13 protein-coding genes are annotated in these 13015 nt (G+C 65.4%); 6 read left to right on the forward strand and 7 right to left on the reverse strand.

Going from position 1 to position 13015, the window contains the following annotated elements; genetic code table 11:
• Window positions 1-93: 93 nt before the first annotated feature.
• Window positions 94-879, reverse strand: a complete 786-nt coding sequence (locus BKM74_RS05740; protein WP_086464747.1) for an enoyl-CoA hydratase — start codon at window positions 877-879, stop codon at window positions 94-96.
• Between the two features lie 129 nt (window positions 880-1008).
• Between BKM74_RS05740 and pcaF the strand changes: the two genes are divergently transcribed.
• The gene (gene pcaF / locus BKM74_RS05745) at window positions 1009-2217 is read left to right on the forward strand and encodes a 3-oxoadipyl-CoA thiolase (RefSeq protein WP_086465055.1); all 1209 of its coding nucleotides are present in this window, start codon (window positions 1009-1011) and stop codon (window positions 2215-2217) included.
• 13 nt (window positions 2218-2230) lie between these two features.
• Window positions 2231-3739 (forward strand): 3-hydroxyacyl-CoA dehydrogenase, encoded by a 1509-nt coding sequence (locus BKM74_RS05750; RefSeq protein ID WP_086464748.1) that lies wholly within the window; start codon window positions 2231-2233, stop codon window positions 3737-3739.
• A gap of 3 nt (window positions 3740-3742) precedes the next feature.
• Here the strand turns inward: BKM74_RS05750 and BKM74_RS05755 are convergent, their stop codons facing one another.
• The 4 genes from BKM74_RS05755 to BKM74_RS05770 form a co-directional block, all read right to left on the reverse strand.
• On the reverse strand, window positions 3743-4882 hold the full coding sequence (locus tag BKM74_RS05755) for a mandelate racemase/muconate lactonizing enzyme family protein (RefSeq protein WP_086464749.1): 1140 nt from the start codon (window positions 4880-4882) through the stop codon (window positions 3743-3745).
• 248 nt (window positions 4883-5130) lie between these two features.
• On the reverse strand, window positions 5131-6354 hold the full coding sequence (locus tag BKM74_RS05760; RefSeq protein WP_086464750.1) for a CaiB/BaiF CoA transferase family protein: 1224 nt from the start codon (window positions 6352-6354) through the stop codon (window positions 5131-5133).
• A 23-nt stretch (window positions 6355-6377) separates the two neighbouring features.
• A complete protein-coding gene (locus BKM74_RS05765; RefSeq protein ID WP_086464751.1) occupies window positions 6378-7112 on the reverse strand; it encodes a CoA-transferase in 735 nt (244 codons plus the stop codon).
• 5 nt (window positions 7113-7117) lie between these two features.
• Complete coding sequence (locus BKM74_RS05770) at window positions 7118-7939, reverse strand: CoA transferase subunit A (protein ID WP_086464752.1); 822 nt, start codon at window positions 7937-7939, stop codon at window positions 7118-7120.
• A gap of 132 nt (window positions 7940-8071) precedes the next feature.
• Here BKM74_RS05770 and BKM74_RS05775 point away from each other — a divergent pair, with 132 nt between their 5' ends.
• Window positions 8072-8395: a DUF1491 family protein gene (locus BKM74_RS05775; protein ID WP_244922198.1), complete on the forward strand. Its 324-nt coding sequence runs from the start codon at window positions 8072-8074 to the stop codon at window positions 8393-8395.
• Between the two features lie 297 nt (window positions 8396-8692).
• Here BKM74_RS05775 and BKM74_RS05780 read toward each other — a convergent pair whose 3' ends face one another.
• Window positions 8693-9163, reverse strand: coding sequence for a Tat pathway signal sequence domain protein (locus BKM74_RS05780; protein WP_086464754.1), 471 nt, complete (start codon window positions 9161-9163; stop codon window positions 8693-8695).
• A gap of 116 nt (window positions 9164-9279) precedes the next feature.
• On the reverse strand, window positions 9280-9900 hold the full coding sequence (locus BKM74_RS05785) for a glutathione S-transferase family protein (protein WP_086464755.1): 621 nt from the start codon (window positions 9898-9900) through the stop codon (window positions 9280-9282).
• A gap of 184 nt (window positions 9901-10084) precedes the next feature.
• On the opposite strand from BKM74_RS05785, the gene dctP reads away from it, so the two are divergent.
• The 3 genes from dctP (at window position 10085) to BKM74_RS05800 (ending at window position 13012) form a co-directional block, all read left to right on the forward strand.
• Window positions 10085-11086, forward strand: coding sequence for a TRAP transporter substrate-binding protein DctP (dctP, locus tag BKM74_RS05790; RefSeq protein ID WP_086464756.1), 1002 nt, complete (start codon window positions 10085-10087; stop codon window positions 11084-11086).
• A 94-nt stretch (window positions 11087-11180) separates the two neighbouring features.
• The gene (locus tag BKM74_RS05795; RefSeq protein WP_086464757.1) at window positions 11181-11699 is read left to right on the forward strand and encodes a TRAP transporter small permease; all 519 of its coding nucleotides are present in this window, start codon (window positions 11181-11183) and stop codon (window positions 11697-11699) included.
• A complete protein-coding gene (locus BKM74_RS05800) occupies window positions 11696-13012 on the forward strand; it encodes a TRAP transporter large permease (protein WP_086464758.1) in 1317 nt (438 codons plus the stop codon). Before BKM74_RS05795 ends, BKM74_RS05800 begins: the two co-directional genes overlap by 4 nt.
• The last annotated feature ends 3 nt before the right edge of the window (window positions 13013-13015 follow it).

Consider the following 13015-nt stretch of genomic DNA (forward strand, 5'->3'; position numbering starts at 1 on the left):
GTAGCCGGTTTCCCCATGGGGCCGTCAATCCCGGAATGCGGAAATTCCGCGCATGGCAGGCCCGGCGCGGATGCCGGGCCTCGCCGAAGTTTCCTACTCGCCCGTATAGGCCGGCTTGCGCTTTTCGAAGAAGGCCTGCATGCCCTCATTCTTGTCCTTGCTGGCGAACAGCATCTGCATCGCCTTGCGCTCCAGCATCAGGCCGGTTTCCAGCGAGGCATCCTCGCCGGCCACGATGACCTCCTTGATCTGCTGCACGGCGAGCGGCGGCAGCGAGGCGAGGTCACGCGCCATCTTCAGCGCCGTCTCCATCACCTGATCGTCGGCCACCAGCGTGCTGATGAGGCCGATCTGGTACGCCTCGGCAGCGTCGATGGGCCGGCCGGTCAGGCACAGCTTCATCGCGTGGAACTTGCCGACAGCGCGGGTCAGGCGCTGGGTGCCGCCCGCGCCCGGCATGATGCCGACGCGCACTTCCGGCTGGCCCAGCTTGGCACCCTCGCCGGCCACGATGATATCGGCATGCATCGCCAGCTCCAGCCCGCCGCCCAGCGCGAAGCCGTTGATGGCGGCGATCACCGGCTGCGGCGTGGAGGAGATCACGCGCCACAGCCGCTCGGTGTGGCGGGTCAGCAGGTCGATGGGTGTGGCCTCGACAAATTCGCGCAGATCGGCGCCGGCGGCGAAGGCCTCCTCATTGCCGGTCAGCACGATGGCGCGCACGCTGCTGTCCTCGGACAGTTTGGCGAATTCCTCGGCCAGCTTCTTGCGGGTGGCGATGTTCAGCGCGTTGCGCACCGCCGGGCGGTTGATGCGCACCAGTGCGATGCCGGCTTCCGGGCGCTCGACGATGACTTCCGGCTGGGCCGTCTCGGACATTGTTTCCTCCTTTTATGAGCCCTTAATTTTGCTGGGCGGAATGTGGTTTTGCAGAATTGACCCGGATCATAGGGTGTGCAAGCTTCCCCGGCAATGCTAGGAGAAACCGCTCTTACAATGGGGGAAACGATGACCGAGGCTTTCATTTGCGACGCCATCCGCACGCCAATCGGCCGGTTTGGCGGCAGCCTGTCCGCCGTGCGCGCCGACGATCTGGCGACCGTGCCGATCAAGGCCCTGATGGAGCGTAATACATCCGTGGACTGGGGCGCGCTGGACGATGTGCTCTATGGTTGCGTGAACCAGGCCGGCGAGGATAACCGCAATGTCGCGCGCATGGCGCTGCTGCTGGCGGGGCTGCCTGTCGAGGTGCCGGGCGCCACGGTGAACCGGCTGTGCGGCTCCGGCATGGAGGCCACCATCCAGGCCGCCCGCGCGATCCGCGCCGGCGAGACCTCGCTGATGCTGTCGGGCGGCGTCGAGAGCATGTCGCGCGCGCCCTTCGTCATGCCGAAGGCGGACAGTGCATTCTCCCGCAAGGCGGAAATCTACGACACCACCATCGGCTGGCGCTTCGTGAACCCGATCATGCAGAAGCAGTATGGCATCGACCAGATGCCGGAAACCGCCGAGAACGTGGCCGAGCAGTTCCAGATCTGCCGCGCGGACCAGGATGCCTTCGCGCTGCGCAGCCAGCACAAGGCCGCCGCCGCCCAGGCCAATGGCAGGCTGGCGAAGGAGATCGTCGCCGTCACCATCCCGCGGCGCAAGGGCGACCCCATCGTAGTGGACCAGGACGAGCATCCGCGCGGCGACACCACCATCGAGCAGCTGGCGAAGCTGTCCACCCCGTTCCGCAAGGAGGGCGGCACGGTGACCGCCGGCAACGCGTCGGGCGTGAATGACGGCGCCGCCGCCATCATCGTCGCCTCGGAGGAAGCCGCCAAGCGCCACGGCCTGACCCCGCGCGCCCGTATCGTGGCCGCCGCCGTCGCCGGTGTCGCCCCGCGCATCATGGGCATCGGCCCGGCCCCGGCCTCGGAGAAGGTGCTGAAGCTGGCCGGCCTGACCATCGACCAGATGGACGTGATCGAGCTGAACGAGGCCTTCGCCGCGCAGGCGCTGGCGACCACCCGCATGCTCGGCATTGCCGATGACGATCCCCGCGTGAACCCGAATGGCGGCGCCATCGCGCTGGGCCATCCGCTGGGCGCCAGCGGCGCGCGCCTGTTGCTGACGGCAGCGCAGCAGCTGCACGACACCGGCGGCCGCTATGCGCTGTGCACCATGTGCATCGGCGTCGGCCAGGGCATCGCCACCATCATCGAACGGGTCTGAGGAGGCGGCGATCATGGATGTGAAAGCCGAGGGATTCGCGGTTGGCGTCGTCGGCGCCGGCGCGATGGGCCAGGGCATCGCCCAGGTGGCGCTGGAGGGCGGCTGCACGGTCGTGCTGCACGACGCCAAGCCGGGCGGTGCCGAGGCCGGGCGCGACCTGATCGTCGGGCGGCTCGACCGTCTGGTCGAAAAGGGCCGGCTGCAGGCCGATGCCGTTGCAGGCATGAAGGCCAGCCTTTCCATCGCCCCTGCCCTGTCCGATCTGGGCCGCTGCCCGGTGGTGGTCGAGGCGGTGTTCGAGGATCTGGAGCTGAAGCGCAATATCTTCGGCGAGCTGGAGAAGCATGTGGCGGAGGATGCGATCCTTGCCTCCAACACCTCCTCCCTGCCGATTGCCGCCATCGCCCGTAATTGCGCCAAGCCGCAGCGCGTCGCCGGCATGCATTTCTTCAACCCCGTGCCGCTGATGAAGCTGGTCGAGATCATCAAGGGGCCGGAAACCGCCGACGATGTCGCCGTGGCGCTGGCCGAGCTTGGCAAGCGCATGGGCCGCACCCCGGTCACCGTGCAGGACGCGCCGGGCTTCCTGGTCAATATGGGCGGTCGCGCCTACACCACCGAGGGGCTGCGCCTGATCCATGAAGGCGTGGCGACACCGGCGCAGATCGACGCCGTCATGAAGGATTGCTGCGGCTTCCGCATGGGCCCGTGCGAGCTGATGGACCTGACCGGCATCGATGTGAATTATCCGGTCAGCATGATCGTCTATGAAGGCTATCTGCACGACCCTAGGCTGAAGACGGTGCCGCTGCACAAGGCGCTGTACGAGGCAGGCCGCTTGGGACGCAAGACGAAGGCCGGCCACTATCGCTATGACGATAAAGGAAATGTTGTCGATGCGCCGAGCCCGGATCATGTGACCGGCGCGGCCCCGGCCTCGACCGTCAGCCTGGCCGAGCCGGATGCCGCGCTGGAGAAGTTCCTCTCCGGCCTCGGCGTGAAAATCGCTGCCTCGGATGACGGATCGAGTCCCATCCTCTGCGCGCCCATCGGCGAGGACGCGACCAGCGTTGCCGTGCGCACCGGCGCCGATCACCGCCGGCTGGTGGCCATCGACCTCAGCGCCGATATCTCGAAGCGCATCACCATCATGACCGCACCGGGGGCCGATGCCGCCGCCCGCGATTCCGTGGCGGCGCTGCTGGCAAAGGATGGCTGCAAGGTGACGGCGATCAAGGATTCGCCAGGTTTCATCGCCCAGCGCATCCGCGCCATGATCGGTAACCTCAGCTGCGAGATGGCGCAGATCGGCCTCGCCAGCCCGGAGGAGATCGACCTCGCCATGACGCTGGGCCTGAACTATCCGCAAGGCCCGCTGGCCATGGTCGATGCCATGGGCACCGGGGCGACGCTGCGCGTGCTGGACCAGTTGCAGGCACTGACCGGGGAGGACCGCTACCGCCCCAGCCTGTGGCTCCGCCGCCGCGCCCTGCTGGGCCTGTCAGCCAAGACAGCAGGCTGAGTACTAGACGTAGCCCGCCCCGTCGATGACGGGGTGGGCGGCCAGCACCGCCTCGTCCACCTCGATGCCGAGGCCGGGCGCTTCCGGCGGCGTGACCGTGCCGTCCGAGGCCACGCGGTAGGCCGGGCTGCACAGCTGGTCGCGGAACACATTGCCCTTCGACAGATCGGCCTCGAAATAGCCGGGATTGTCGATGGCGGCCAGGAAATGCAGCGAGGCCGCCATGTTGAGACCCGTCACCGAGGTGTGCGGGTGGATGGAAATCTTCCAGGCCGAGGCCATATGCGCGATGCGCAACCCCTCGGTGATGCCGCCGGTCTTCGACAAATCGGGCTGGAAGATGTTGATCGTCTTGCGCTCGATCAGCCGGTTGAAGTCGAACCGCGTATAGTGGTTCTCGCCCGCCGCCAGCGGCGTGCGGCCATAGCCCGCGGCGATCTCATAGCTGCGGTCATCCGGCGAGGGGAAGGGTTCCTCCAGCCAGCCGACGCGGCACTCGTCCAGCCCCGGATAGGCGTTGCGCGCATCCGCCAGCGTGTAGTTGGTGTTGGCGTCGGTCAGGATATCGATGCCCTCGCCCAGCGCCTTGCGCACGGCGCGCACCCGTTCCAGATCGCGGGCAACTGTGTCGCCGATGCGCAGCTTCAGCGCCTTGTAGCCCAGCGCGACATAGGATTGCGCCTCCTCCACCAGCTTCGCCGGCTCCTGAAAGCCCAGCGAGATGCCGCCGGCATAGGCCGCCATCGGCTTCGCGGAGCCGCCCAGCAGCCGGTAGAGCGGCCAGCCCGCCGCCTTGCCCTTGATGTCCCACAGCGCCATGTCGATGCCGCTCATCGCGATGGCCGCTCCCGCCCCCATGCCGTGGCTGGCGAGCTGCATGCGGTACATGCGGTTCCACAGGCCGACGATATCGCCGGCATCCTGCCCGATGACCAGCTGGCGCAGCGTGGTGTTGGCAAGCTGTGCCACCGCACCCGGCGCGCGGGCGGCATGCGCCTCACCCCAGCCGGTGATGCCATCCTCGGTGATGATCTTCACGATCACCGCGTCGCGCTTCACCGTGCGGCCGATACCGAGCGAGACATTCGCTCCCTCTGGCACCTTGAAGGAGATCGGATAGGCCTTCAGCTCGACGATCTTCATGGCGGTCCTCCGAGTTCGTTTTCTTTGCTTTGCACGTTTCCCCTCACCCGGTTCCAGCCCAGCGAGGGAATTGGTGTGAGCCGCCCTATGCTTCGAGACGCCTGCGCCAAAAGGGTTTGGCGCAGGCTCCTCAGCATGAGGTCACCTGGTGGCACTGCCGGCGATCCCAGTCTCCCCTCGTCCTGAGGAGCCGGCGATAAGCCGGCGTCTCGAAGGACATCGGCGAAGACACTGCCGGCTGATGATCCCTACTGCCGGCGCTTGGTGACCACCACATCGCCCTGCTTCAGCGACGCGACCTCCTCGGCGGAGAAGCCGGCCTCGGTCAGGATCTCGTCGCTGTGCTGGGCGAATTTCGGCGGGGTGCGGCGCACGCTGCCCGGCGTGCGGCTGAACTTGATCGGGATGCCGGTGCCGCGATAGGCATCCAGCTTCTCGTCCATGCGGCGGTGCTGGGTGTGTTCCGCCGCGAACACCTCGGCGATGTTCATCACCGGCCCGGCCGGCACGCCAAGTGCCAGCAGCCGCTCGCACAGCGCCTTGCCATCGACATTGGCCATCGCCTTTTCCAGCTCCGCGCGCAGCGCCGGGCGGTTGATGGTGCGCTCCCCATTGCTGGCAAAGTGCGGATCGGCGGGCAGGTCCGGGCGGCCGATCTCGGTGCAGAACCGCTCGAAGGCGCGGTTGTTGCCGATGGCCAGGAAAATCTCGCCGGTGCTGGTGGCGAATTTGTCATAGGGCGTGATGTTGGGGTGTTCGCTGCCGGTCAGCACCGGGGTCTTGCCCGACAGGAAGTAGTTGGCCGCCTGCGGGTGCAAGAGAGCTACCGCCGAATCGTACAGCGTCATGTCGATATACTGGCCCTTGCCGGAGCGCTGGCGTTCGAACAGCGCCATCAGGATGGCGATGGCCGAATAGAGCCCGGTGCCGAGATCGACCAGCGGCGTGCCCATGCGGGTTGGCCCGGCCTCCGGCGTGCCGTTGATCGAGAACATGCCGGCCATCGCCTGGATAACCGCGTCATAGCCGGGGAAACCGCCCAGCGGGCCATCGCCGCCAAAGCCGCTGATGCGGCAATGGATCAGCGCCGGAAAGCGCTTCGACAGCACTTCCTCATAGCCGATGCCCCAGCGCTCCATGGTGCCGGGCTTGTAATTCTCGATCAGCACGTCGGCGCCGTCGAGCAGGCGCAGCAGCACCTCCCTGCCCTCAGGCTTGGAGAGATCGAGGCCGAGCGAGCGCTTGTTGCGGTTCACGCCGATGAAGTAGGAGGCGTCGCCCTCCAGGAAGGGCGGGCCCCAGTCGCGCACCTCATCGCCCTGCGGCGGCTCGATCTTCACGATCTCCGCGCCATGGTCGCCAAGGATCTGGGTGCCGTAGGGGCCGCCCAGCACGCGGGTCAGGTCGATCACCTTCAGGCCGTTCAGCGCACCAAAAGCGCCACCGGCCGGATTCGCGGCGGTATCCGCCATCTGTCGTTCTCCTGTTAAATCGGTCAGGCGGCGATGTCGAAGACACGCGACGCGAAGGCGGGATAGGTCTCGGCGATCTCCTGGCCGATGCGCCCGCGCAGCAGCGCCAGCGTTCCGGCATCGGGGATCGGAGTCTCCGGCACATTCGCCGGCTCGTCATAGTCGAAGCCAGTATTCTCGCGGATTTCCTGCACGCTATGGCCGGGATGCACGCTGCGCAGGCTGAAGCGCTTGGTTTCCTTATCGAAATCGAAGATGCAGCGCCCGGTGACCAGCATCTTCGGCCCGCCCGGCCGATAGACATTGGCGGGGCTGGTGCCCGGCGCGCTGACGAAATCCACCTTTGGTACCAGCACGCGGTCGGTATGTTCCTCGCGGAACAGGATCACCTGCGGCACCAGGAAATACAGATAGGCGGAACCGAAGGAGCCGGGAAACCGCACCTTGGTCTGCGGATAATCACCGATGCCGACCAGGTTGATGTTGGCCTCGCCGTCGATCTGCCCGCCGCCCAGGAAGAAGGCATCGATGCGGCCCTCGGCGGCGCAGTCGAACAGCTCCTTGCCGCCATCGGTGAAGGCGGTGTGCTTACGGCTGCCGAGCAGCGAAACACGCAGCGCGCCGTCGGAACGGGCGCGGGCCAGCAGCGCGGCGGCGCCGGGAATCGGCGAGGAATTGCCGACCGCGACATGGCGCAGCCCCGCCAGCCTGTCGGCGATGAAGGCGATCAGCAGTTCTTCGGGCTTGCAATCAGTCATCGTGGTCACTCCGCCGCGTTGCGGGTCAGCACATGCTCGGCGAGGTAGCTCTGGAAGCCCTCGTCGCTGCGTGCCTGCTCGTAATAGTCCGCGATATGCGCGGCATCGGCCGGATAGGCGCCGCCCAGCCCGACCGGCCAGGCGCCCTCCTTCGCTTCGGCAATCGCCGTGACATAGAGGCCGGGGATGGTGCCGGCCGCCGTCGCCTCGTCGGCCAGCAGATCGCCCTCGACAATCTCCTCGGCGGTGACCAGGCATTCCTTCGCGGCATGCGCCATCAGCATCAGCTCGCGCCGCACGCCGATCCAGACATTGCCCTTGCGGTCGGCCTTGCGGACATGGAACAGCGCCACATCCGGCTTGATCGCCGGCACCAGCAGGATGGGGTCGTTCTCGCCGAACGGATTGTCCGCCACCTTCCAGTCATCGCGGTGCGCGACCAGGTCGCTGCCCAGCACGCCGCGCAGCGGCATGTAGGGGATGCCCTTCTCCGCCGCCTGCAACCCGGCATGGATGGCCGGGCATGTGCCGTCGCGAAGCTTGATCGAGCCGGCCTTGGCGGCGGCGATGAACCGCGGCGCGATGCCCAGCTCGCCCATGGTGACGGCCGCGGTCTCCAGCGTGCCGACGCAACCGGCGCCGATCAGCATGTCGCCCTGCAGGCCCACCGAAGGCACGCCGACGATGTGCAAATTCTTCGCCCCGCGCCTTATCAGCGCGCGCACCACCTGCATGGCACAGCCGGAATAATCCGGCGGCAGGGCGATCTTGGCCCCATCGGGGATGCGCTGGGCCAGCTGTTCGACGGTGAATGAGGTCGCACTCATATCGTCTGTTTCCTTCCTCAAGCTTTGCTGCGGTTCTTATCCCTTCCTTGGCACCCTGCTCCCGCCATGGGATAAGCGCCGGAAGACGACCGCTGAATTCCTGAAAGGCAGTCTAGGATGGAAGAACCGCGCTTGACCACGGACATCTGGGTCAAGGCTCACCTGCGCCAATGCATGGCGCGCAACCTGCCGGCCTATGTGCTGCGCAAGGGGGCGGAAGCCGGGGCGACCGTCCTGCTGAAGGTGAACCGGCTGGAACAGGGCTGTCAGCTGCTCAGCCAGGCCCGCGATCTGGACGGCAATCTGGGCTGGCTGGCCGCCTTCGATGGCGCGCTGGTGCCGGAAGCCGAGGCTGACGCCTATATCGAGCGCGCGGTCGGACGCGACCCGGACCTCTGGGTCATCGAGGTCGAATCGCGCACCGGCGAACACCCGTTCCCGGGAAAGGTGATGTAGGTCGGGCTACTGTTAAATGCCTTCTGCCCTTGTGGGAGGATATTCTTGGAAATAGCTATCGATTTTATCCCTCGCCCCCTTGGGGGAGAGGGTTGCGCAGCCTTATTGAGCCGAATGGCGAGATTAGGCGGAGCTGGGTGAGGGGGAATTGCAAGGTCGGAGCCGGTCTCCCCTCACCCAGCCTCGGCTAACTCGCTTCGCTCGCAAGCCTCGTCATCCCTCTCCCCTTCCGGGGCGAGGGAATTCTTTTGGCACATGATCTCTCCCCTTGCGGGAGAGGGTTTCCTTCCCCGCCCCCTACTTAACGAATTTGGCGTCAACCCGGCTGGCCGGCTTGATCAGTTTCAGGCAGTCGGTGCGCTTGCCCGAGGCATCGGCGCAGGCCAGCATGTCGTTCAGCAGGATGCGGCCGATCTTCGGACAGGCCAGCCCGTCGATATCGAACAGCTTCACGCTGCTCTTCTCGGCGCGCAGCGGGGCAGCGTCCAGCGACAGGCGGCGGGCGATCACGCCATTGGTGTCGAACAGCACGAGGTCGAGCTGGAATTCACTGAATTCGGTCTGGCCGGGATTCTCGAACAGCATATAGACACGGCAGGCGTTCTGCTGTTCCTCCAGCTTGTTCAACTCGATGCCGATACCGGCTTCCTGCGCCTGTGCGGCCGATGTGGCGATACCGGCCAATCCAGCCAATGCCAGGAAAGCCGCCAGCGTCAGAGAGGACAGCAAACGGGAAGCGCGTCGGAAATTCGCATGGGTGGATATCATTATAGCCTCGCTTCGGTTGGTCGTCCGGTATCGCATCGTAGCGGCCTAAGCTGAACCTTTGACGATGATTGACGTCTATTCGGGCCGTTTTTAGGCGGACCCACACGATGGAACACTCACGTCAGCGGCAGCATGACATGGGTCTGGAATGCCTCACGCTCGGTCAGCCGCTGGTACCAGGCGCGCAAGGATGGCAGATCGGGATGCGGCACATCCAGCGCGTACCAGCGATGAACGAAGGCGCCGACCGGGATATCGGCCATGGTCAGCCGTTCGCCCAGCATGTAGAGGCGGCTGTCGAGATGCCGGTTCAGCACCGCATAATGCTTGCTCAGCGCCTCGGCCGCCTTGGCAACGGCATCGCTGTCGCGCTCCGCTTCCGGCGTGCGGACCAGCTGCCAGAACGCGACGGTCATCGGCGCGGCCAGAATGGTCGTCGCCCAGTCCATCCACTGCCCGGCCTGCGCGCGCTGCTTCGGATCGGACGGGCAGCGCCCGCCTTCGTCATAGGTTTCCGCCAGATAGCGCACGATGGCGTTGGATTCCCAGAGCACGAAGCCGCGATCATCGATCACCGGCACCAGCCCGTTCGGGTTCATCTTGCGGTACCAGTCTTCCCCGGTCAGGCCGAATTCGCGCCCGGCATCGATGCGCTCATGCACCAGCCCCAGCTCGCCGACGCACCACATCACCTTCTGGACATTGATGGAATTGTTGCGGCCCCAGATGCGCAGCATGGATTTCGTTCCTCCGGTTACCCCCGTGCGACCGGGTCGCAGAGTGCGACGGGAAGGGCGTCACGGCAAGCCCTGAAGCGACCGTCCTTTGCTGTTCCCTGAACAGAGTATTGTGAGGCGCGTATTTTTCGTCTCATACTGCTTTTACAAAAAATGAAAAACGCTTTCACAGGGAGGAAATACCATGAAGCGTAACAAGTTCATTCTGGCAGCCATCGCCGGCGTGGCGCTGGCGGCACTGACCGCACAGGACGCGGCAGCGGTCGAGCTGAAGGCCTCGCACCAGTTCCCCGGCGGCAAGGGCGACGTGCGCGACGAGATGGTGCAGTTGATCGCCCGCGAAGTCGCGGCGGCCAATGTCGGCCTCGAGATCAAGGTGTTCCCCGGCGCCTCGCTGGTGAAGCCGAAGGAACAGTGGCAGGCGATGCAGAAGGGCCAGATCGACATCACGGCCTTTCCGCTGGACTATGCCAGCGGCCGCCATCCGGAGTTCGGCGCCACACTGATGCCGGGCCTGGTGAAGAATCATGATCATGCCCAGCGCCTCAACAAGTCGCCCTTCATGGGCGAGATCAAGAAGATCATCGAGGGTGCCGGCGTCATTGTGCTGGCCGATGCCTGGCTGGCCGGCGCCTTTGGCGGCAAGGACAAGTGCATCCTGGAACCGCAGGATGCGGCGGGCCTGAAGGCGCGCTCGGCGGGTGCAACCTTTGCGGAGATGTGGGCCGGCGCCGGGGCGTCCATCGTGTCGATCCCGTCGAACGAGGTCTATAACGCGCTGCAGACCGGTGTGGCCAACGCCACCGACACCAGCGCCGGCAGCTTCGTCTCGTTCCGTCTTTACGAGCAGCTCGCCTGCCTGACAGCACCCGGCGACAATGCGCTGTGGTTCATGTACGAGCCGGTGCTGATGTCCAAGCGCAGCTTCGACAAGCTGAACAAGGCGCAGCAGGACGCGCTTATGAAGGCGGCCAAGAAGTCGGAAGACTATTTCGCGGCGGAGAGCAAGAAGCTCGATGAGAAGCTGGTCGATGCCTACAAGAAAAACAATGTGAAGGTCGTCACCATGTCGGACGCCCAGGCCAATGCCTGGCGCGAGGTGGCGAAGAAGACCTCCTACAAGACCTTCTCGGAGAAGGTGCCGACCGGCGCCAAGCTGATCGAGATGGCGCTGTCGGTGCAATAACGCCGACGGTCACATGACGCCGCCCGCCCGCGTGGCCTGCCGCGCGGGCGGAGCGTCCTTCCTGACATTCGCATCCCGCCCCTTCGGAGCGTCCATGCAGTCCTACGTTCGAGCGGTTGCCGCCCTGTCACGCCTGTGCGGCGTGGCGGCGGTGCTGATGATCCTCGCTTCCGTCATCATCGTCTGCCAGATGATCTTCGTGCGCACCGTGCTGCAGGAATCGGCGATCTGGCAAAGCGAGTTCGTCACCTTCATCCTGGTCGCCGCAACCTTCGTCGGCAGCCCCTATGTGCTGCTGACCAGGGGGCATGTGAATGTCGATCTGCTGCCGCTCTACCTCTCGCATCGCTGGCGCCTGCGCCTTGCCTTGCTGGCATCGCTGGTGGCGCTTGGCTTCTGCCTGCTGGTGCTGTGGAACGGCATCGAATGGTGGTGGGAAGCCTATGATGGCGGCTGGACCACCGATTCCATGTGGCGCGCCCGGCTGTGGATCTACTACGCCGCCCTGCCCATCGGCATGGGCGTTTTGTGCCTGCAATATGTCGCCGATATCTATTGCCTGCTGACCGGACGCGACATGCCGTTCGGCATGGACCCGGAGCAACGGCTATGAGCGAACTTACCATCGGCCTGCTGATCGGCGTCGTGACGCTCATCGTGCTCGGTACCGGCATCCCCGTCGCTTTCGGCCTTGGCGTGGTCGCGGTCGGCTTCATGATCGCCTTCGACGGGCTGCGCTCCATCGAGTTCCTGGCCGACACGCTCTATGCCGGCCTGAACGATTTCACCCTGGTCTCGATCCCGATGTTCGTGCTGATGGGCGCCGCCGTCGCCTCCAGCCGCGCCGGATCGGATCTGTACGAGGCGCTGGCGCGCTGGTTCAGCCGCGTGCCGGGCAGTCTGGTCATTTCCAACCTCGGCGCCTGCGCGCTGTTCAGCGCGATGACCGGCTCCTCCCCCGCCACCTGCGCCGCGATCGGCCGCATGGGCATCCCGGAGATGCAAAAGCGCGGCTATTCCGACGATCTGGCAACCGGCGCCATCGCCGCGGGCGGCACGCTGGGTATCCTGATCCCACCCTCGGTGACGATGATCCTCTACGGCATCGCCTCGGAGACCTCCATCGGCCGGCTGTTCCTCGCCGGCGTCATGCCGGGGCTGATGCTGACCGGCCTGTTCATGCTGTGGGCGCTGTTTCTGTGCTGGAAACGCGGCGAGGGGCTGGCGCAGATCGGCGACCGCTATTCGCTGCGCCAGAAGCTGGAGGTGCTGCCGCGCATACTGCCCTTCCTGCTGATCATCGCCGGCGTGGTCTATTCGATGTATGGCGGCCTCGCCACCCCGTCCGAGGCGGCAGGCGTCGGCGCGATGCTGTGCCTGCTGCTGGTGGTCATCATCTATCGTGTCTGGCAGCCGACCGCGCTGTGGCACATCATGCGCGACGGCATGCGCGAATCGGTGATGATCATGATGATCATCGGCACCTCGGTGCTGTTCAGCTACATGCTGTCCAGCCTGTATGTGACGCAATCCATTGCCGAATGGATCGCCCTGCTGGACATCAACCGCTGGATGCTGCTGTTCTTCGTGAACATCCTGCTGCTGGTCGCCGGTTGCTTCCTGCCGCCCGCCGCCGTGATTCTGATGACCACGCCGATCCTGCTGCCGATCATTGTGAATGCCGGCTTCGACCCGATCTGGTTCGGCGTCATCCTGACCATCAATATGGAGCTGGGGCTGATCACCCCGCCGGTCGGGCTGAACCTTTACGTCATCAACGGCATCGCACCGAAGATCAAGCTGCCGACGATCCTGTACGGCGCCCTGCCCTTCATGATGTGCATGGTGGTGGGCATGCTGCTGCTGTGCCTGTTCCCCGGCATCGCCACCTGGCTGCCCGATTATCTGATGGGGCCGGGCCTTTAACGG

Origin of the sequence: Oceanibaculum nanhaiense (assembly GCF_002148795.1) — a bacterium.
Classification (GTDB): Bacteria; Pseudomonadota; Alphaproteobacteria; order Oceanibaculales; family Oceanibaculaceae; genus Oceanibaculum; species Oceanibaculum nanhaiense.